The sequence below is a fragment of the Citrobacter sp. Cf136 genome, assembly GCF_030333815.1.
Taxonomy (GTDB): domain Bacteria; phylum Pseudomonadota; class Gammaproteobacteria; order Enterobacterales; family Enterobacteriaceae; genus Citrobacter; species Citrobacter freundii.
Window position 1 is genome coordinate 248,631 of record NZ_JAOWFE010000032.1, and the last position, 20,443, is coordinate 269,073.

Here is a 20,443-nt window from a genome sequence, read left to right on the forward strand (position 1 = left end):
TCAGCTTAGCGCAAGCAGCTGACGCGTATAGGCTTGCTGTGGCGCGTTAAATACGTGCTCGCATTGCCCTTGCTCCACGACCTCTCCCTGACGTAGCACAATAACCTGATGGCATAACGCGCGTACTACGTGCAAATCATGGCTGATAAAAATATAAGCCAGCCGATGCTTTTCCTGTAAGGACTTTAACAACGTCAGGATTTGCGCCTGTACGGTTCTGTCTAGCGATGATGTTGGCTCATCCAGGATAATCAAGGAAGGTTTGAGAATCAATGCTCTGGCGATGGCAATACGTTGACGCTGACCGCCGGAAAACTCAGCCGGGTAACGATGCCGCGTTTCGCTATCCAGTCCCACTTCCGTCATCACCGCTTTCACCTGCGCCTCGCGTTGTTCGGCTGACAGGGTTGGCTGATGAACGCGTAACCCCTCCTCGATAATCTGTAGCACGCTCAGGCGTGGGTTAAGCGAGGAGTTGGGATCCTGAAATACCACCTGAATACGGTGACGGACCGGCAACAGCTGGCGACGATTTAAGGTATGCAGCGCCTGACCATCGAACACAATACTTCCCTGTGAGGATATTAACCTCAGGAGCGCCAGTCCGGTAGTGCTTTTCCCCGACCCAGACTCACCTACCAACCCCAGCGTTTCACCGGGCCGCAGAGAGAAACTGATATTGTTAACCACGACGTTGTGGTCCACCACACGCTTCAGGATACCTTTGCGGATGGGGAAGGCGACGTGCAGTTTTTCCACTTCCAGCAGCGGGGCTTGTCCGGCCGGTAAAGGTACCGGGTCGCCGGAAGGTTCACTGTTTAGCAACTTCTGTGTGTAGGGATGCGTGGGCGCAGTGAGCAACTGTGCTGCTTTATTTTGCTCAACGCACTGACCGTTTTGCATGACCGCCACGGTATCGGCCAGCTTTTTCACAATACTGAGGTTGTGGGTGATGAACAGTAATCCCATGTTCAGCTCGCGCTGTAGTTCCCTCAGCAGTTGCAGGATCTGTGCCTGAACGGAAACGTCCAGCGCGGTAGTCGGTTCATCGGCAATCAGCAGCTCCGGTCGTGTTAGCAATGCCATGGCGATCATCACGCGCTGGCGTTCCCCGCCGGACAGTTGGTGCGGGTAGTCTGCGAGACGTTTGGCCGCCTGACGGATGCCAACGCGATCCAGGCAGGTCAGGATTTCTGCTCGCGCGGCCTCCCGACGCATTCCCCTATGCAGCGACAGCACTTCATAAAGCTGTTTTTCCAGATTGTGAAGCGGGTTCAGTGACACCATTGGTTCCTGGAAAATCATGGCGATTTTATTCCCCCGCACGCCGCGAAGCGTTTGCTCATCGGCGTGAAGTAATGATTCACCATGAAAACGGATGTCGCCGGAAAGGTAGACGACCGGAGGGGAGGGCAATAACCGTAAAATAGATAGCGCGGTCACGCTTTTACCTGAGCCGGACTCACCCACCAGCGCCAGCGTTTGTCCGGCATCAACGCGCAGTGACAGACTGTTGACCACGGTGCGCACGGTCTCTTGTTGACGAAAACCTACCGATAAATTGTCAATAGCTAACAGAGGTTGTGTCATCTTAAATCGCCTTGTTGGGATCGAACGCGTCGCGTACCGCTTCACCAATAAAGATCAGAAGCGATAAGAGCAGGGCAACGGAGATGAACGCGGTGATGCCAAGCCACGGCGCCTGCAGGTTGTTTTTACCCTGTAACAGAAGTTCTCCGAGCGATGGCGAGCCAAGCGGTAAGCCAAACCCAAGAAAATCCAGCGAGGTTAGAGTGGTTATCGAGGCGCACAAAATAAACGGTAAAAAGGTCAGAGCGGCAACCATCGCATTGGGTAGCATATGGCGCAGAATAATACTGCTATCGCTCACGCCGAGCGCCTGAGCGGCACGAATATAATCAAAGTTTCGGGTACGTAAAAACTCCGCGCGCACCACGCCAACCAGGCTCATCCAGCCAAACAGCACGGTAATACCCAGCAGCCACCAGAAGTTAGGCTGGACAACGCTCGACAGTAGAATGATGAGAAACAGCGTTGGCATACCGGACCAAACTTCAATGAATCGTTGCCCCCACAGGTCCACCTTGCCGCCATAATAGCCCTGTATTGCGCCAGCCATAATGCCCATCACGCTCGAACATAGGGTGAGCATTAAGCCAAATAAGACAGAAATACGTGTGCCGTAGAGGATCCGTGCCAGTACATCACCGCCGTTGGCGTCTGTTCCCAGCCAGTTTTGTGCAGAAGGCGGGGAAGGGAAGGGCTTATCGGTGGCAAAGTTAATGCTGGTCGCCCCAAAGCGTATTGGTGCCCACAGGATCCAGCCCTGGTTTTCCAGGCGCTGCTGTAGCCACGGATCCTGATAATCAGCCCGGGTCGCCAGCGGTCCGCCGAAGTCGCTTTCACTGTAGTTTTTGAACAGGGGGAAATACCAGCTATTGTCGTAGCGCACCAGTAACGGCTTATCATTGGCAATCAGTTCTGAACACAGACTAAGACCGAACAGCACCAGAAAAATCCACAGCGACCAGTAGCCGCGACGGTTGTGGCGAAAGCGCGCCCAGCGGGCCTGATTGACGGGGCTTAATCGCGACATTAGCGTCCCTCAAAATCAATACGGGGATCGACCAGCGTATAGCTGATGTCGCTGAGGATATTCAGCAGCAGACCGATCAGGGTGAAGATATAGAGTGTGCCAAACATTACCGGATAGTCGCGTGATACGGTGGATTCATACCCCAGTAGTCCCAGACCGTTAAGCGAGAACATCACCTCAATCAGCAGCGAACCGGTAAAAAACATGCTGATAAACGTCGCCGGGAAGCCGGCGATCACCAGCAACATGGCATTGCGAAACACATGTTTCCACAGAATATTTTTCTCGCTGACCCCTTTAGCGCGTGCGGTGACGACATACTGTTTGCGCACCTCATCCAGAAATGAGTTCTTGGTCAGCATAGTCAGCGCGGCAAACCCACCAACTACCGTCGCCAGCACCGGCAGGGTAATATGCCAAAGGTAGTCGGTCACTTTCTGATACCAGGGCAGGGAGTCAAAATTGGCGGAAACCAGCCCGCGCAGCGGGAACAGGTCGTAGTAGCTGCCCCCGGCAAAAAAGACGATCAGCAAAATGGCAAACAGAAAGGCCGGAATGGCATAGCCAATAATAATAAATGCGCTACTCCAGACATCAAACCGGCTGCCGTTGTGAACCGCTTTGCGGATCCCAAGCGGTATTGACACCAGATAGATGATGAGCGTACTCCATAGGCCCAGCGTAACGGAAACCGGCAGGCTGTCTTTGATAAGCGTCAGCACAGAGGCGCTACGAAACAGGCTGTCGCCGAAATCGAAACGAATATAGTCCCAAAGCATTTTGAAATAACGCTCATGAATGGGCTTATCGAACCCGTAGCGCCGAGTGATTTCCGCGATGACTTCCGGGTCCAGACCCCGGCCGCCGCGATAATTACTGTCGCTGATGTTACCAACGCCGGTTTGCGCATGGCTGGCGCGAACGCCTTCGCTACCCGCGCCAGGTAATGCCCCGCTTTGCCCGAACTCAATGGCGGCGACGGCCTGTTCAACCGGACCGCCGGGGGCAATTTGCACGATAAAAAAGTTGATGGTGATGATGGCCCAAAGCGTTGGGATCACCAGCAGCAGACGTCGAATCAGATAAGCGCCCATCTATTCTCCCTGCCGTCTGGCTGCGGGCAGTTTCGCCGCTTTGTTGACGTCATACCACCAGTTGTCGAGGCCAATGGTATAAATTGGGCGAATAGCCGGATGCGAAAATTTGTCCCACCAGGCGATACGATCCTCGGCCATAAACCACATCGGCAACATGTAGTAATTCCAGGTTAAAACTCTGTCCAGTGCCCGGCCGAGTGGGATCAGTTTGGCTTTATCACCTTGCGCGGCAATGATTTGACCGATCAGCTTATCGATAACAGGGCTTTGCACACCGGGGGCGTTATAGCTGGAGTCAATATATTGAGAAGCCCACAGAATTTGCAGGTCTGAACTCGGCCACGGCATTGCGCGATACAACCTTGGCATCATGTCATAGTCGCGACTGCGTAAGCGGTTGGTGATTTGTGAGTTATCAACCTGGCGGATGTTCATGGTAATGCCTAAGCGTTGCAGGTTGTGCTGGAACGGCAACACCCACTGACTGTTGCTGCCCGCCGGGAGCAATAGTTCAAAGCTCAGAGGTTTACCGCTGACGCTGTTTACGCGCTGCTGCCCCTTGAGTACCCATCCGGCTTGTTCCAGTAAGGTATCGGCTTTCAGCAAGTTCTCACGATCGTAGCCATCGCCTTTTGATTTTGGCGGCTGATAGATTTGGCTGAAGACCTCAGGAGGGAGATCTTTTTTCAAGGGCGCGAGAATCACCAGTTCATCTGCATCGGGGTATTTTGTCGCAGCATATTCGGTATTCTGAAAATAGCTGTTGGCCCGGCTCCAGGCGTTATAGAACAGGGCTTTATTCATCCATTCAAAATCAAAGGCCAGCGTGATGGCTTCCCGCACCCGTCGGTCACTGAACACCGGACGCTGAATATTAAAGGCCAGCCAGCGCGTATCCTGGGCGGATTCATTTTTTTGTTCATCTTTGATGATGTAATGATTCGCAAAATTTTTCCCGGTATAACGCGTCGCCCAGTTTTTGGCATCATTTTCAAGACGCAGATCAAACGCACCGGCCTTAAACGCTTCAAAGGCGACGTTATCATCCAGATAATAGTCGTAGCGGATGGTATCGAAGTTCCAGCGTCCACGATTGACGGGGAGATTAGCGGCCCAATAATCTTTGACGCGCGAATAGACAATATACTGGCCCATCTTCCATTTGGTAATGCGATAAGGGCCGCTGGCGAGCGGTGGCGAGGATAAGGGATCGCTGAGCTTATGATCTTTCCAGTACTTCTCTGGCATCACGGGTAATGAAAACAGGCTGAGCATGTCCTCTTTACCCGGTTTGGCTAATTCAATGCGTACGGTTAATGGCGCGATGGCTTTTACCGTTGTTCCCTTGTAGACCAGACGAAACTGCGGCACGCCTTCAGTCATAAATTTGTGGAAAGTGAATGCGACGTCGCGGGCGGTAATGGGTGATCCATCGTGAAAACGCGCTCGTGGATTAATGGCAATTTCTACCCAGGAATAGTCGTCAGCATAGCGTGCGCTGTCGGCAATGAGTGGGTAATAGCTACCAGGTTCATCGTCAGAGGTCGTAAACAGCGTATCGTAAAGCGTTTCGGTACGTGCGCCGGGATTACCGCGCATTGCATAGCGGTTAAAGTTGTCAAATGTGCCAATGGCGGAGAGGGTGATTTGACCACCTTTAGGGGCTGCGGGATTAACATAATCGAAGTGATTAAAGTTAAATGCGTACTTAGGTTCACCCAGTACAGCAAAAGCATAGCTTTCTTTGATGGATTGCGCCTGAGCGTTAAACCCGATGAGGGCGATAAACAGAAGCAGTACGCGAGGGATCATATAAAAGCGATTTCCTTTTCCTGCCACAACCCGACGGGCATCATGCCTGAAAGATAAGGGATGTAGCGGCGAGTGAGAATATATGAATCGCATACTGCGATCACCACGTCGGCTTATTGGGCTGTGCCATCCAACGCACGAAATCAGCAAGCTTTAATGGTCGGCTAATCCAGTATCCCTGGAAAAAATGTACTCCACGTTCGCGCAGCCAACGGGCTTGCTCAGGTGTTTCTACCCCTTCAGCAACCGTCAGCATATTAAGACGTTTAGAGAGTGTCAACACGGCGTCCAGAACCGGAGAGGTCAGGGTTTCCGTCCCAATGGCGTTAATAAAGCCGCGATCGATTTTCAGGTAGTCAACGGTAAAGCGTTCCAGATAAATAAGTGCGCTATGACCGGTGCCAAAATCATCAATGGCAATCTCAAAACCTGCTGAATGCAGCCATTCAAATAGTTCGATTGCCTTGTTTTGATGCAGCATATCCCGCTCGGTGATTTCCAGCACCAGTTGAAAATAGTTCGCGGGAAGGCAGGCGTACAGGCGTTGAATATCATCTTTAAACGTCTCGCCGTGTAAGTGCGTTGGCGCGATATTGATCCCCAGTTTTGCGCCCTCGGGCAATACTTTTTGCAGCATCGGCGCGTCCTGGGCTATCAACTTAAAGAGGTGCTGGGTTAGCGGCACAATCATTTTCTGTGATTCTGCGTAATGAATAAAGGCATCCGGGGGGATCTCACCGGTGGTCGGGTGATGCCAGCGTAATAGTACCTCAACACCTTTCACCTCCAGCGTTTGCACCTCTACCACGGGCTGGTACACCACATAAAACTGATTGTGTTTGATGGCGTTAAGGATATCTTTCCCCGGGCGTAAACGGACGGCATAGATGTAGTACCAGAGAAGGAGAGCGGTCATGATCCCGGCCATGCATCCGAGCATGATGGCGTATCCCACATCTTTATACGTCCACCGATCCGCGTAAAAACGCACCTCCAACGGGAATGTAGACAAGGCTGCATTATATGATGGGAGAGCAGGGAGTTCAGACACGGGGATTAATTGTTTGGAAAACGTGGTGATAGCCGTCTTCCCGACGATGAGTGCCACACCGTTGAAATCATCTTGCCGAGCGTTATAGAGAAGATAGGGTGCCAGGTTAACATTCAGGGTGGCAAAAACGCCGCTGTTCTGTAATGAATGATTGCGATACCAAATGAGTATTGCCGGTTTATTCGGCATCATTGGCGTACCGGGCTGGAGATCCATATCGATATCTTTCGTCATGTCCAGCACGGGAACCAATTGCTGAAGAGGCGTATTCATTGAACCGGTTGCTGAAGAGCAGAAAGCGATACCGTCTTTTACCAGCAAAAAGGCCCGCACATTCAGGCTAAACGCGGCGCTGGAAGTGAGTTGAGCTGAAGCTTGCGAGCAGGTGTCTTTTACCAGAGGTTGTAGTGTGTTGGTGGTGGTTTCAAGGTCAGCGAAGAAACTTTCAATATAGTTTTGTATGTTAGACGTTAGCGTGTCGTACTTTGCGTTTCGTTGATGCCATGACATAAAAAACTGCAGTGAGCTGACGAGTAACGCGACGACTATCCCCGTTATAACGCAGGTGAGCAGGAGTTTCCGATCGGAAGAAGAGGAGCGCCTTAACATAGTTCCTTATGTTTACCTGAAGTAACCACTTATCCTGTATGAATATAACCTGAAATGACTCATGTTGTGAGATTTTTCTTAGTCACAAGGGCAAAGCAAAAAAAAGCACCGCCGTAGCAGTGCTTTTTTATATGTCTCATCAGGATAGCCAAGGGATAGCTGCCAAACGAAATTAACTGCGGCTCAGAACCCGGCGAGCTTCGTTGTAACGTTTTTTCCAGTAAGGCTCGTTCATGCTGGAAATGATAACGCCACTGCTGGTCGAGGCATGTACGAACTGGTTGTTGCCGATATAAATACCGACGTGTCGGCCAGTAGAGCCAGCACGGAACAGAACCAGATCGCCTGTACGCAGATTAGTGCGCGAAACGGATTTACCCGTTTCCTGTTGTTCATAGGTTGAGCGAGGAAGCTCTAAACCAAATTGCTCACGAAACGTACGTTGTACGAAGCTTGAACAATCAATACCTTTTTTGGTGCTGCCGCCAAGGCGGTAACGCACGCCTTTCCAGTCAGCATATTGGTCCATAATACGTGATTTAACATCGATATTACGTACCATATTTTCAAATTCATCCTGAGAGGCTTGCAGTGAAGAGTTATCTCCATTGCCCACAGCATGCGTCTCAGAATGCATATTCCTGGCGGTGTTCGTTGTGCTACATGCAGAAAGCAGAACCGCAACTGCTATCGCGGGTATGCCCCGCAAGATATATCTCAAAATCGGTTGAGATTTGACCATTTTGTTTGTTTTCCCTTGAAGTCCTTAACGATAAATATCGTTATAAAAAATGCCAAACGTGACGAGACTAATTACCATCGCACGATGAGACAATTCCTTAAGGTCAAATCTGTGGCAGAACGCACAAATTTATTCTGAAAGGGAATAATTATCCCGCGAGGCAAAACGTGTTCGAGATTACCCGATCGTTCCGGTCAATGCGAGTGATTTTACGTGATTTCTTATAAGAAAAATTGATACAGAAAGTGAATAAACGGCATTGTCTAAATTAAGAACAATCAGGGTAAAAAACACGCAACTTACTCATTTTAAACATGAATAAGATGACAGGAGAATGACAATCAGAATGATGAAATATTGCCAGGCATCATCAGGGAATCAGAAGTATCCCTGATGATGTTAATTACTCTGCGTTATTTGTTTAAAAATTGTTTGTTTTTGCCGGGTAGATAATTCACGAACAGAGTGACTAATCGGTCGCTTAATGGCGTCATTAGCCACCAGGGAAGGCCAATCAAGACCACCGTCATGGAACCAACCACGATATCGGTGAGCCAGTGGGCGCCAATCATTACGCGTGGGAAGGCAAAAACCACAGCGATAATAAGGCCGATTATTCCTGCGACTTTTCCGAAATAACGCAGCATGAATGCGGAAAAAATAAGCAACATCATGCCGTGATCGCCAGGAAAACTGTCTTTCGACGCATCTTTGGTCGGAATATGCAGCAGTTCGCTGACGCGATAAATATTATCCAGCATCAGGGTTGGGCTGGCACGTTTAACGGGAATAAGCGCCTGGCCCAGCTGATTTAATATCACTGCGGTAAGCAGCATAACCAAACCGATAGCCACAATGCGTCGGCGACCTTCCGATGTCTCTTTGAGCCAAAAGTGCAGCATCAATGCGCCCATTGCCAGCAATGAGCAGCCATCAAATGCCCGGTTATTGGTTATAGCAACAACCCATAAGAACAGCGGACTTTCCACCAGTTTATGATTAAAGAAGCGGAAAACGCCCGTATCCAGTGAAGACCAGAACCCATGCCCGGCTGGAATATACCAGGACAGAAACAGTGCCAGGCCCACAATATTAAGCAGGAGGATTAGAGGGTATCGGGTTTTCATCGTCGTTTACCATTGCTAAAAAACGAAGGCAACCTTACGCGCTAGCGCCTAAACGAAGTCTCAACAATGCGCTCTGTAGCGCATTCCAGTCGGTCTCGGTATCGGCGATGAGTTCAATACGACTATCTGGTGGCGCGACGTTTTGCGTCTCTATATGCCAGTCGTCTCCCTGGCGGTTAATGCGTACCAGTCCTTCTTTAATACGCATTACCCCCTTCACTCGTCCAACAGGAGCAAGACGCGACCATTCCAGCAGACCGATAGTATCGAACACAGTATCGGCGTCAAAAATCCAACCGCAGGCCTGATGGCCCTGTCCGCTGTTCAGGCTACGACGCCAGCGCTGCTGTGCGGGTAGACTCAACGCTGCTAGCCCCTTTTTGTCGGCATGACTATGGGCGTGCTCCGCGCTTGCAGGAAGCTCTGCCAGGTTTAGTCGGGGCAAATCCAGTAGCTGTCCATCAATTTGTCCATGGTCGGCATGAACTAACTGGCGATTACCTCCATAGTGTTGCCACCAGCTTTGCAGGGCGTCTTCGCTTTCCGTCGTGGCACGGTCGGTTTTGTTGGCAACAATGATATCTGCGGCGGCCAGCTGGTCGCGGAAATTGTCATTGGCGACGCTTTTTTCATCCAGTAACAGCCGCGGGTCAAGAATACAGAGGGTCGCACGCAGATCGATCCACGGTTCGTAAACCGGTGCGGTGAGTAAATCCAGAATCTGTTTAGGGTGGCCGAGGCCGGTGGGTTCAATGAGCAGACGGTCAGGTTTTCCCTGACGCAGCAGCGTATTGAGACCAACCTGCATCGGCAGACCGTTAACGCAGCACATACAGCCGCCGGGGATCTCTTTTAACAGCGCACCGCTGTTAGCCAGTAGCGCGCCATCAATGCCAACTTCGCCAAACTCATTAACCAGCACGGCCCACTTCTCAGCAGGATCTTTGTTTGCCAATAAATGAAGAATAGAGGTGGTTTTGCCACTGCCGAGAAAACCGGTGATGAGATTGGTTTTAGTCACATTTACTCCAGATTCATAAATTACCGTAATGGCATTTAACAATCCTGGCGAAAAACGGTGAAAAAGAGAAGGGGTGAGAGGACGAAGACGCGCTTCGTCCTGTTTAATGGCAGAAATCGTTAACTTTTTAACGTATCAATGACAGCCTGATGCGCACCGTATTGGGCAATGCGTTGCCAGGCCTGCTGAATGGCCGCGACAAACTGCGGATTCTGGACGAGATCGGTGGCGAAAATCTCGCGCAGCGAAAGCAGGGCGCTGACACGTTCTGACTCTGTGCTCTGTTTAACCAGAGCGGCAATTTTCTCACTTAGTGGGTCACGAATATCAATTGCGGCGCCTGAGTCATCCACGCCGCTCACATAACGCATCCAGCCTGCGACACCGAGCGCCAGCAGCGGCCATTCGCTTTGGCGGGCTAAATGTACGCGGATACCTTCCAACATGCGCTGGGGTAATTTCTGGCTACCGTCCATCGCAATTTGCCAGGTTTTATGTTTCAACGCTGGGTTGGCAAAACGCTCCAACAGGCTTAGGGCATACTGGTCTAAATCAACGTCGGTAATTTGCAGCGTAGGCGCCTGTTCGTTGAGCATCAGACGGTGGGTGGCTTCACGAAATGCGCTGTCCTGCATACAGTCGCTGATGTGCTGGAACCCGGCCAGATAACCGAGATAAGCGAGAAACGAATGACTGCCGTTCAGCATCCTCAGTTTCATTTGTTCCCACGGCAAGACGTTTTCGACCATCTGGACGCCCGCCGTTTCCCATTCTGGGCGGCCACACACAAAATTATCTTCAATCACCCACTGGATAAACGGTTCGCAGCTGATTGCGCAAGGATCAGCAACGCCCAGCTCGCGTGCGATTTCAGCCAGTGACTCTTCGGTAGCGGCAGGAACAATGCGATCCACCATGGTACCCGGGAAGCTGACATGCTCCTGAATCCAGGTTGCCAGTTCTGGTGAACGTTTTTCCGCCATTCCCAGTACGGCGTTTTTTACCACATGACCATTGTCCGGGATATTATCGCAAGAGAGGACGGTAAACGGCTGTAGCCCGCGTTCACGCCGGCGGTGTAGCGCTTCAACAATAATTCCGGGGACAGAGTGCGGTTCAGTCGGTGTTTGCAGATCGTGAGCAATACGTGGATTACTGAGGTCTAACGAGCCTGTAGCCGGATCGATGCAGTAGCCTTTTTCCGTAATGGTTAACGAGACAATAGCCACCTGAGGCTCGCAGAATTTTTCAATAATAGCCGCCAGTGAATCCAGCCTGGCGTTGAGACATTCGTTGACGGAGCCGATAACAATCGGTTGGTTGCCGTTGGCCCCTTTCTCCAGCACGGTAAATAAATGATCCTGTTCGCGCAGTTGGCTCATCAGTCGATCGCCGCTGAACAGACTGATCTCACAAATACCCCAGTCTCCACCCTGCGCATTCAGCACCCTGTCGGTGAGTAACGCCTGATGGGCGCGGTGAAAAGCACCGAAACCAAAATGTACAATCCGCGTTTTTAATTGCTGGCGGTCGTACTGCGGCATCATGACATTTTCCGCCAGTGGCGCTGAGGCAATAGTTTTCATTAAATACACCTGATTAACCATTAATTAACAATGGCAGTATAAAGTTATATGACAGCAAATTGAATTGGTGTGCCTCATTTATCCGGGGAATGTGAGCTTGATCAACCAATCATCGGCAATGTGTTGATCATCTAACGGATGCCTGTATGGTAGTCGTCATTAAGGTGATTTAATTTGGTATAACAACTTGTAGGGTAAAACAATGGAACAAACCTGGCGTTGGTACGGACCTAACGATCCGGTATCGCTTGATGATGTGCGTCAGGCTGGCGCAACGGGTGTTGTAACTGCCTTGCACCATATTCCTAACGGTGAAGTGTGGCCGGTAGAAGAAATTCAACAGCGTCAGGCCATTCTGGCTGAAAAAGGGCTGACCTGGTCGGTGGTGGAAAGTATCCCTGTCCACGAAGATATCAAAACGCGTTCAGGTCAATATCAAAAGTGGATTGCCAACTATCAGCAGAGTATCCGTAATCTGGCGACCTGCGGCATCGATACCGTGTGCTATAACTTCATGCCGATCCTCGACTGGACGCGTACCGACCTCGAATATCAGCTGCCGGATGGTTCCAAAGCGCTGCGTTTTGACCAGATTGCCTTTGCAGCTTTCGAGCTGCACATTCTGCAACGCCCGGGAGCTGAAGCGGATTATACCTACGAAGAACAGCGCCAGGCGCTGGACTATTTCAATGCCATGAGCGATGCAGAAATTGAAAAGCTGACACGCAATATTATTGCTGGCCTGCCTGGTGCAGAAGAGGGCTATACGCTGGATCAGTTTCGTGCGCGCCTTGCTGAATATGACGGCATCAGTAAAGACGATCTGCGCGAAAATATGGCGGTATTCCTGCGGGCGATTGTGCCAGTGGCAGAAGAAGTCGGCGTGCGTCTGGCCGTGCATCCTGACGATCCGCCGCGCCCGATCCTCGGTCTGCCGCGTATCGTTTCGACTATCGAAGATATGCAGTGGCTGAAAGAAACCGTCGACAGTATTAATAATGGTTTCACCATGTGTACCGGTTCTTACGGCGTGCGCGCTGATAACGATCTGGTGAAAATGATCGAAACCTTTGGCGATCGTATCCACTTCACGCACCTGCGCTCGACCTGCCGTGAAGATAACCCGAAAACGTTCCACGAAGGTGCGCACCTGCAGGGTGATGTGGATATGGTATCGGTGGTGGCTGCCATTTTGAGCGAAGAGCAGCGGCGTAAAAAGGCGGGCGATCTGCGTCCTATCCCGATGCGTCCGGATCATGGACACCAGATGCTTGACGATCTACACAAGAAAACCAATCCGGGCTACTCGGCGATTGGTCGCCTGAAAGGACTGGCAGAAGTCCGCGGCGTTGAGCTGGCGCTGAAACAAACGCAGTTCCGCGACCTGCTGTAAGTCTAACAACAGGGATTGCGCTACAGGTGCAATCCCTGTTATTCATCAAGGCTGCGCGAGCGCCTGCTCCAGCACTGTCAGCACTTTATTGATCTGCTGTATCTGCAATCCACCAAATCCAAAAAACATAACAGCATCGCTGTTTTCTTTGCGCCATGCGGCTTCTGATCCATTTTCTATATCCGGCAGAGTGTCGAAACGGATCCCAGCCAACAAGCAGCTTTGTTGCAACCTGACGATGAATTCGGTATGTCTGGCAATGCGTAACGAGAGGTGCAGACCTGCCGTTGCGCCAGCGATTTTCCCTTCGGGAAACAGAGTGGACAGGCCATCGCGTAACAGAGTGAGGCGCGTCGCATAGCTGCAGGCCAGCTTGCTGATATGCGTATAAAAAACCTGATTTTGCATCAGTTCGGCTAAAAATTGCTGCAACAACCACTGACTGCCGTTGTTATTGAGCGCTTTCATATTCTGTACCGCCGGAAGCAGTTCATCAGGGCAAATAAGATAGCCAAGCCGTGCGCCTGGCCCCAGCGTTTTAGAAAATGTCCCCATATAGATAACCCGGTTGTGATAATCCATGGCTTTCAGCGCGGGAAGGGGATTGTCCCCATAGGTAAAAACGGCATCGTAATCGTCTTCAATGATGTAAGCGCCGACGCGTTGCGCCCACGTTAATAATGACTGACGGCGCTCCAGCGAAAGCACACTTCCCATCGGATACTGATGAGCTGGAGTAACATAACAAAGCTGGGTTTCATACTCGGGTAAATTATCTGTTTGCAGCCCGTGGTTATCTACGGCAATTGACGTAATGTCTGCACCGTAATAATTAAAAAGATGCCATGCGCCAGAATAACAAGGGGATTCGGTCACAATATGGCACTTTTTTTGCTGACTGGCAGCATGATGAATAATAAATATTTGGCTGAGCAGTGATAATCCTTCCTGAATCCCGTTGGTAATGATGATGTTCTCTGCTCGGGTATTAATTCCGCGGGATAAATTAAGGTATCTGACCAGTTGCTCACGTAGTGAAAATAATCCATTTGGTGAATGGTACCGGGTAAATAATTGTTCTTTAAGTATGCTTGGAGCATTATTCCATTTCCGCCAGCTTGACCAGGGAAAAGCGTTGGGGTCGGGGACGCCCATCCGGCAGTAGCACTCTCGTCCAGGCTCGGCGTAAACATCGGTAGAGACCCCGGCAGCTTTAGGTTTTACCGGTGGGGAGCCTTGGGTTACGGGCACATGAGTTGGGGTTATACGTACAGGCGTGGTGAATATCACTTCATAGCCAATGCCGTGTCGGCTCTTGATTAACCCAGCCGCCATCAGCTTATCATAGGCCATCACCACCGTTATTTTAGCAACGTGCAATACCTGAGCCTGCTCGCGAATAGAGGGGAGTTTGTCTCCACAAAGCAAATCACCCTGCTGAATTGCCTGGAAATAAAATTGAAATATCTGCAGTTGCAGCGGAGTACGGCTTTCTCTATTGAGCGTCAGTGTTAGCATAAGAAATTCCTTATTTACAGATGGTCACTATATTACGAATTTCTGATCTTTACTATTTGACTCACCTCATAGAGTGGATGCTGTTCCTATAATCTGCGTTCGCTGTCTCTATTTTTGATTTTTATTATCCCTTAGCGTGTCGCTATTAAAAAATGGAGGCAAGCATGTCGTGGATAAGAAAGAGCGCATTGTGGTGCGCATTCGTCGGGGCGTTAGTAATGGCCTTGGCTATTTGGGGAACGTGGCAAGGCGTTCATTACACCAGTACCACCGAATTTTGTTTATCGTGTCACTCGATGCGCACGGCTGGAGAGGAATATAAAACCAGCGTGCATTTTCGCAACGCGTCTGGCGTGCGGGCTGAGTGTAAGGATTGTCATATTCCACCGGGCGTTGTTCCAACGCTTATTCGTAAAACTGAAGCCTTAAACGATCTCTATCACACCTTTATTTCTCCTTCTATCGACACTCCGGAAAAGTTTGCTGCCAAACGCTCGGAGCTGGCCCAACGGGAGTGGGCGCGCATGAGCGCGAATAATTCAGCGGCGTGTAAATCCTGCCATAGCTATGAGGCAATGGATCATGGCAAGCAATCGGCAAATGCGGCGGCGCAAATGAGCGCGGCGGCAGCAAAAGACAGTAACTGTATCGATTGCCACAAAGGAATAGCCCATCACAAACCCGATATGAGCAGCGGTTTTCGCGATCGCTTTAAGCAGCTACAGCGTCAGGGAGATACGCCAACGGATGCGTCCACACTGTTCTCATTAAGCGAAAAATCATTGGCGGCAACGGCAGAAAGTCCGGCAGGGAAGGCGCTGTTATTTCCCGCCACCGAGGCCAAGGTGCTGAAAAAAGAAGGCAGTAACGTCCAGCTCGAAATTACGGGCTGGCGTGAAAGCAAAGGGCGTGGACGGGTGATCACCCAGTATATGGGGAAACGCGTTTTCTCCGCCGTGCTCGATGAGCCCCTGATGGCGAACGTAAAAGTGCTACAAACCCAGGTCGATCCTGATTCACATCAGGAATGGCAGCAGGTGAGCGTCACCGCCTGGACCACCGATCAGGACTTTATCAGCACACTTGCGCCAATCTGGGAGTACTCAGATCAAATGCTGCAATCCACCTGTAGCGCCTGTCATAGCACTCCTCCTACGACCCGATATACCGCTAATGGTTGGATCGCTGGATTGAAAGCCATGTCGACCTATTACCGGCTTAATCCGGTGGAGGAACGTACGTTGTTGAAATACCTCCAGACCCACGCCAGCGATGTGTCTGACACCAACAAAAAGTAAGGATAATGTATGGATATTCATGACTTTAATCCGTCCCGCCGCCGTTTTCTCAGCGGTATGTTGGCGGTGGGTGCTGCCAGCGCACTGGCGCCTAATCCGCTGATATCAAAAGTGTGGGCAGCGGGGGAAAATCCCGAACAGTGGATTCAATCAGGTTCGCACTATGGCGCTTTTGAAGCCAAAGTGGTCAACGGTGAGTGGACCGAAACCCGTCCGTTCAAACATGACAAATATCCCTGCGATATGCTGAACGCGGTGCGTGAAGTGGTCTACAACCCGTCGCGGGTGCGCTACCCGATGGTGCGTCTGGACTGGCTGCTTAAACGTGAGGAGTCGGATCGCAGCCAGCGCGGAGATAACCGTTTTGTACGGGTCAGTTGGGATCAGGCGCTGGATTTGTTGTACGAAGAGCTGGAGCGGGTGCAAAAAACCTATGGTTCATCAGGCGTATTTACCGGGCTTGCTGACTGGCAAATGGTAGGCAAATACCATAAAGCGGGCGGGGCGATGGACCGGGGACTTGGCCTGCATGGTAGCTATGTGACAACTGTCGGAGACTATTCTGCGGCAGCGGCCCAGGTCATTTTACCGCATGTGATTGGTTCACTGGAAGTTTATGAGCAGCAGACGTCACTCCCGCTGGTGATTCAAAACAGCAATACCATCGTGTTGTGGGGTTGCGATCCGATCAAGAACTTGCAGATCGAGTTTTTGGTTCCCGATCACGATGCATTTGGCTACTGGCAGCAGATTAAAGAGGCGGTAGCGCAGAATAAGATGCGCGTTATCAGCGTTGATCCAGTGCGTAGCAAATCTCAAAACTATCTTGGCTGCGAGCAATTGGCGTTGCGGCCACAAACCGATGTCGCGTTAATGCTGGCACTGGCGCATACCCTGTACGAAGAAAAACTGTACGACACGGCGTTTATTACCGATTACACCGTCGGCTTTGAACAGTTTTTACCGTACCTGCTGGGCGAGAGTGATAAGCAGCCGAAAAATGCCGAATGGGCGGCTGAAATCTGCGGGCTGACAGCAGAGCAGATCCGAGACTTCGCCCGCCTGTTGGTGAAAGGCAGGACACAGTTTATGGGCGGTTGGTGCGTACAACGCATGCACCACGGTGAGCAGTATCCGTGGATGCTGGTGGTACTGGCCAGTATGGTCGGTCAAATTGGTTTGCCCGGCGGCGGGGTCGGATTTGGCTGGCACTATAACGGGGGTGGGACGGTAACATCGACCGGGCCAGTGCTCTCCGGGCTGGGGAGTATTACGAATCCCCCGCAGGCGAAGTACAAAGCGGATTTTCGCGGCGCATCGGAGCATATCCCCACTTCGCGTATCGTTGACTGCCTGCTTGCGCCAGGCAACAAGATTGCCTTCAACGGTGAGACGTTAACGTATCCTGACATCAAAATGGCGATCTACAGTGCGGCCAATCCATTCCACGCCCAGCAGGACAGGAACCGCATGATCGACGCGTGGAAAAAGCTGGAAACCGTGGTGGTGTTAGATCACCAATGGACCGCGTCGTGCCGTTTTGCCGATATCGTTCTGCCTGTGACCACCCGTTTTGAACGTAACGATATTGAGCAGTTCGGCACGCATTCGAATAAAGGGCTGATGGCGCTGCATCAGATTGTTAAACCGCAATACGAAGCGCGGCATGATTTTGACATCTTTGCCGGGCTGTGTAAGCGATTTGATAAGGAAGCGGTGTACCGTGAAAACCGGAATGAAATGCAGTGGATACAGGCGCTTTATGACGAAGGTGTGAAGATGGGGGCGTCGCTCGGTGTTACCTTACCGGACTTCACAACGTTCTGGCAGGGTGACGGATATATTGAATATCCGCCGGGTCAGCCGTGGGTACGTCACGGCGAGTTTCGTGAGCAGCCAGACCTGAATCCGCTGGGAACGCCGTCAGGTCTTATTGAAATCTACAGCAAAACCATCGCAGGCTTTGCCTATGAGGATTGTCCGGGGCATCCGGTGTGGATGGAACCCTTTGAGCGTACCCATAGCGGCAAAAAAGATAAATACCCGCTGCATTTGCAATCCTGCCATCCGGATAAACGTCTACATTCCCAGTTGTGCTCAAGCGAGGCGTTTCGCAACACCTATGCAGTTGCCGGAAGAGAGCCGCTTTATATCAGCGAACAGGATGCCACCACTCGTGGCTTAAAAGCCGGTGATATCGCCCGCGTTTTTAACGCTCGTGGTCAGGTACTGGCTGGCGTGGTAATCAGTCCGGATTTTACCCCTGGCGTGGTCCGTATTCATGAAGGCGCGTGGTACTCCCCGCAGGAAGGGGGGAAAGCCGGGACATTATGCACCTATGGCGACCCGAACGTGCTGAGTGCGGATATCGGTACTTCACAGCTGGCCCAGGGGCCTTCAGCACATACCGTGCTGGTGGAGGTCGAGCGTTATCAGCAGAAAGCCCCGCAGGTGACGGCTTTCGGTGGTCCGCAGATTGTGAAAGAGGAGGGGACCAGTGCAGCATAATCAAATTCATCAGCAGCGGGCGGCTGTGTACCAGTGGTTTTCGCAACTGTTATTTCGTGAGCTGGATGAAAAACAGCTCGCCAGTCTGGAAAATGGCAATAGCCAGGCATGGATTGCCTCACTCGAGGCGATCCCCGGATTATCTGCCAATGTTAAACGTTTTGAGCGTAGCCTGGGCCGGGTTCTGCGGCGCGACTCCCGACAGCTTGAGTTGGCCGCAGATTTTGCCTCGTTGTTTCTGCTGGCCCCGCCGGCTAGTGTTTCTCCCTATGCGGGGCACTATCCACACACGACGGCGGCAGAAGAACGTCTGCAAATGAATGTGCTGCTGGTTGAGCAAGGGCTGGCGGCGCGGGAGAATGAACCCTCCGATCATATTGCCGTACAGTTGGCATTAATGGCGAAGATGGTTGCTAAAGAGGAGAAATTCTCCGCGCAGTATTACTTTTTGCATCATCATATTCTGTGCTGGGCACCGTTATTTCGCGACGCTTGTCTGGTGCGGGATAACGAGGGGTTTTATCCTCAGGCGGTTAATCTGATAGTGCGTTTTATGCAAGAGGATGAACAGTATCTGGAGTCGCTGCTGATGGATGATTTTTATTTCAGCAGTCAGCGCTGAAAATGACAAAGGGACAGCCTGCGCTGGCGGAGGTAAAGAACAGGCTATCTCGGAGAAAGAGTTCCGTTCACCTCATGTTCATCGTTTCTCTGGAATCCGGATTCCTGTGAACGTGTAAAGGGCGTTCTCCGCCACGCCCTTTACAATCCCGGCTCCCGGCGGGAAAATTGTTGCTACGCAATACCCTCCGCTTATTCCTCCAGGCTATCGGGCCGGGCGCGAGGAAGCGTCCTTGCAAAGCGCGCCCTGAGCCAGCATCCATGCTGGCTCTCCCGGCCTTACGGAAACACGTCGGCAATTTTCAGCCGGACCAGCCCACACCTAACCACCTGTATTTTTATTTGAATATATCTGAACAGCAAAACAAATTTAACTGGAAGTCAGAGCTGTGCAGCGGTGACCACGGTCCGGCTGAAAATCGATGAGGCGTTGACGGCTGACCGGGGCTGCCCGCAGGGATGCGGGCAGAGGGGACGGCCTGCAGGGATGCAGGCTCGGCACCGACCCAACAGGCAGACGACATAAGACGAATAACTCGCGTAGCGACGATTTTCCCGTCGGGAGCCTGGGTTGCAAGGGAGGCGGCGGTGAGCCTCCCTTGCACGTTCACGGGTATCTGCGCTTCAGAGAAATGATGAGCATGAGGTGAACGGAACCCTGAGCCGGAATCACATGTTCACCATATATGCTTAAAAGACGAGCTGTCCCTTATCGTCAGCGAGCGGTAGAAAATTAATCTGCGCGGCCCATATAGCGACGTTCTTCGATATGAATACGGATTTTTTCACCCGCACTCAAATACTCAGGAACCTGGATCACCAGACCGGTGCTCAGGGTTGCGGGCTTGTTGCGCGCACTCGCTGAAGCACCTTTAATACCCGGTGAGGTTTCAACGATTTCCAGGTCTACGGTCTGCGGCAGTTCAAGCGCCAGCAGTTGGCCGTCCCAGGTCAGTACCTGCATATCCGGCATACCGCCTTCCGGCATGAACAGCAGCTCTTCTTCAATCTGGTCTTTGGTGAAGGTATACGGGGTATAGTCTTCTTTATCCATAAAGATGTATTCGTTGCCATCGACGTAGGAGAAATCAACCCCGCGGCGGCTCAGGGTGACGGTATCCACGATATCGTCGCCTTTGAAGCGTTCTTCAACTTTCAGACCGGTACGCACATCAGAAAAACGCATTTTGTACAGAGTAGCTGCACCACGTGCGGATGGTGATTGAATATCGATATCTTTTACAATCAGCAGCTTGCCGTTGTAGTTTAGTACCATACCTTTTTTAATTTCGTTCGCTCTTGGCATCGAATAAATCCTGTAGTGAGGAGTGTCTAAAATATCGCGTAAAACTACTCGCGCCGGGGCATTCAGGCAAGCGGAATTGATGCTTTTGCTGGTGCCAAAAAGGTGGTACTGTGCGCTTCCCGCACAATCCGATGGTT

15 protein-coding genes are annotated in these 20,443 nt (G+C 51.4%); 4 read left to right on the forward strand and 11 right to left on the reverse strand.

Features of this window, described 5'->3' with window-relative positions:
* The 9 genes from yejF to OGV98_RS05535 all read right to left on the reverse strand — a co-directional run bounded on the left by yejF (position 1) and on the right by OGV98_RS05535 (position 11,662).
* A complete protein-coding gene (yejF, locus tag OGV98_RS05495; protein ID WP_044701144.1) occupies positions 1-1,590 on the reverse strand; it encodes a microcin C ABC transporter ATP-binding protein YejF in 1,590 nt (529 codons plus the stop codon).
* 1 nt (position 1,591) lies between these two features.
* The gene (locus OGV98_RS05500; RefSeq protein WP_003840055.1) at positions 1,592-2,617 is read right to left on the reverse strand and encodes an ABC transporter permease; all 1,026 of its coding nucleotides are present in this window, start codon (positions 2,615-2,617) and stop codon (positions 1,592-1,594) included.
* Positions 2,617-3,711, reverse strand: coding sequence for a microcin C ABC transporter permease YejB (locus OGV98_RS05505; RefSeq protein WP_003834575.1), 1,095 nt, complete (start codon positions 3,709-3,711; stop codon positions 2,617-2,619). The genes OGV98_RS05500 and OGV98_RS05505 overlap by 1 nt, the downstream gene beginning before the upstream one ends.
* The gene (locus OGV98_RS05510) at positions 3,712-5,526 is read right to left on the reverse strand and encodes an extracellular solute-binding protein (RefSeq protein ID WP_200017718.1); all 1,815 of its coding nucleotides are present in this window, start codon (positions 5,524-5,526) and stop codon (positions 3,712-3,714) included.
* A gap of 100 nt (positions 5,527-5,626) precedes the next feature.
* Positions 5,627-7,186, reverse strand: coding sequence for a cyclic di-GMP phosphodiesterase (locus OGV98_RS05515; RefSeq protein ID WP_071685221.1), 1,560 nt, complete (start codon positions 7,184-7,186; stop codon positions 5,627-5,629).
* Between the two features lie 172 nt (positions 7,187-7,358).
* A complete protein-coding gene (gene mepS / locus OGV98_RS05520; protein WP_003027474.1) occupies positions 7,359-7,928 on the reverse strand; it encodes a bifunctional murein DD-endopeptidase/murein LD-carboxypeptidase in 570 nt (189 codons plus the stop codon).
* A gap of 413 nt (positions 7,929-8,341) precedes the next feature.
* On the reverse strand, positions 8,342-9,055 hold the full coding sequence (locus tag OGV98_RS05525; RefSeq protein ID WP_003840063.1) for a phosphatase PAP2 family protein: 714 nt from the start codon (positions 9,053-9,055) through the stop codon (positions 8,342-8,344).
* A 34-nt stretch (positions 9,056-9,089) separates the two neighbouring features.
* Positions 9,090-10,076 carry a CobW family GTP-binding protein gene (locus OGV98_RS05530; RefSeq protein WP_016150669.1) on the reverse strand — a complete coding sequence of 329 codons (987 nt, stop codon included), beginning with the start codon at positions 10,074-10,076 and terminating at the stop codon, positions 9,090-9,092.
* Positions 10,077-10,195: 119 nt separating this feature from the next.
* Positions 10,196-11,662, reverse strand: a complete 1,467-nt coding sequence (locus OGV98_RS05535; protein ID WP_049016379.1) for a mannitol dehydrogenase family protein — start codon at positions 11,660-11,662, stop codon at positions 10,196-10,198.
* A 202-nt stretch (positions 11,663-11,864) separates the two neighbouring features.
* Here OGV98_RS05535 and uxuA point away from each other — a divergent pair, with 202 nt between their 5' ends.
* Entirely contained in the window at positions 11,865-13,055 is a 1,191-nt protein-coding gene (uxuA, locus tag OGV98_RS05540; RefSeq protein ID WP_202581151.1) for a mannonate dehydratase, read from the forward strand.
* Between the two features lie 45 nt (positions 13,056-13,100).
* Here the strand turns inward: uxuA and pdxR are convergent, their stop codons facing one another.
* Positions 13,101-14,573: a MocR-like pyridoxine biosynthesis transcription factor PdxR gene (gene pdxR / locus OGV98_RS05545; protein WP_202581152.1), complete on the reverse strand. Its 1,473-nt coding sequence runs from the start codon at positions 14,571-14,573 to the stop codon at positions 13,101-13,103.
* 164 nt (positions 14,574-14,737) lie between these two features.
* Here pdxR and torC point away from each other — a divergent pair, with 164 nt between their 5' ends.
* Genes torC through torD form a run of 3 tightly spaced genes read left to right on the forward strand, consistent with a single transcriptional unit; the run spans position 14,738 to position 19,001 of the window.
* Positions 14,738-15,871, forward strand: a complete 1,134-nt coding sequence (gene torC / locus OGV98_RS05550) for a pentaheme c-type cytochrome TorC (RefSeq protein ID WP_048232400.1) — start codon at positions 14,738-14,740, stop codon at positions 15,869-15,871.
* A 9-nt stretch (positions 15,872-15,880) separates the two neighbouring features.
* The gene (gene torA, locus OGV98_RS05555) at positions 15,881-18,379 is read left to right on the forward strand and encodes a trimethylamine-N-oxide reductase TorA (protein WP_057101376.1); all 2,499 of its coding nucleotides are present in this window, start codon (positions 15,881-15,883) and stop codon (positions 18,377-18,379) included.
* On the forward strand, positions 18,369-19,001 hold the full coding sequence (gene torD / locus OGV98_RS05560; RefSeq protein WP_202581153.1) for a molecular chaperone TorD: 633 nt from the start codon (positions 18,369-18,371) through the stop codon (positions 18,999-19,001). The genes torA and torD overlap by 11 nt, the downstream gene beginning before the upstream one ends.
* 732 nt (positions 19,002-19,733) lie before the next feature.
* Here the strand turns inward: torD and yeiP are convergent.
* Positions 19,734-20,306 (reverse strand): elongation factor P-like protein YeiP, encoded by a 573-nt coding sequence (gene yeiP / locus OGV98_RS05565; RefSeq protein WP_003027452.1) that lies wholly within the window; start codon positions 20,304-20,306, stop codon positions 19,734-19,736.
* Positions 20,307-20,443: the final 137 nt, after the last annotated feature.

What these genes read in the sequence shown, in the direction of transcription:
- yejF (WP_044701144.1), bottom strand. Translation starts at nt 1,590, where the DNA reads ATGACACAACCTCTGTTAGCTATTGACAATTTATCGGTAGGTTTTCGT.
- OGV98_RS05500 (WP_003840055.1), bottom strand. Translation starts at nt 2,617, where the DNA reads ATGTCGCGATTAAGCCCCGTCAATCAGGCCCGCTGGGCGCGCTTTCGC.
- OGV98_RS05505 (WP_003834575.1), bottom strand. Translation starts at nt 3,711, where the DNA reads ATGGGCGCTTATCTGATTCGACGTCTGCTGCTGGTGATCCCAACGCTT.
- OGV98_RS05510 (WP_200017718.1), bottom strand. Translation starts at nt 5,526, where the DNA reads ATGATCCCTCGCGTACTGCTTCTGTTTATCGCCCTCATCGGGTTTAAC.
- OGV98_RS05515 (WP_071685221.1), bottom strand. Translation starts at nt 7,186, where the DNA reads ATGTTAAGGCGCTCCTCTTCTTCCGATCGGAAACTCCTGCTCACCTGC.
- mepS (WP_003027474.1), bottom strand. Translation starts at nt 7,928, where the DNA reads ATGGTCAAATCTCAACCGATTTTGAGATATATCTTGCGGGGCATACCC.
- OGV98_RS05525 (WP_003840063.1), bottom strand. Translation starts at nt 9,055, where the DNA reads ATGAAAACCCGATACCCTCTAATCCTCCTGCTTAATATTGTGGGCCTG.
- OGV98_RS05535 (WP_049016379.1), bottom strand. Translation starts at nt 11,662, where the DNA reads ATGAAAACTATTGCCTCAGCGCCACTGGCGGAAAATGTCATGATGCCG.
- uxuA (WP_202581151.1), top strand. Translation starts at nt 11,865, where the DNA reads ATGGAACAAACCTGGCGTTGGTACGGACCTAACGATCCGGTATCGCTT.
- pdxR (WP_202581152.1), bottom strand. Translation starts at nt 14,573, where the DNA reads ATGCTAACACTGACGCTCAATAGAGAAAGCCGTACTCCGCTGCAACTG.
- torC (WP_048232400.1), top strand. Translation starts at nt 14,738, where the DNA reads ATGTCGTGGATAAGAAAGAGCGCATTGTGGTGCGCATTCGTCGGGGCG.
- torA (WP_057101376.1), top strand. Translation starts at nt 15,881, where the DNA reads ATGGATATTCATGACTTTAATCCGTCCCGCCGCCGTTTTCTCAGCGGT.
- yeiP (WP_003027452.1), bottom strand. Translation starts at nt 20,306, where the DNA reads ATGCCAAGAGCGAACGAAATTAAAAAAGGTATGGTACTAAACTACAAC.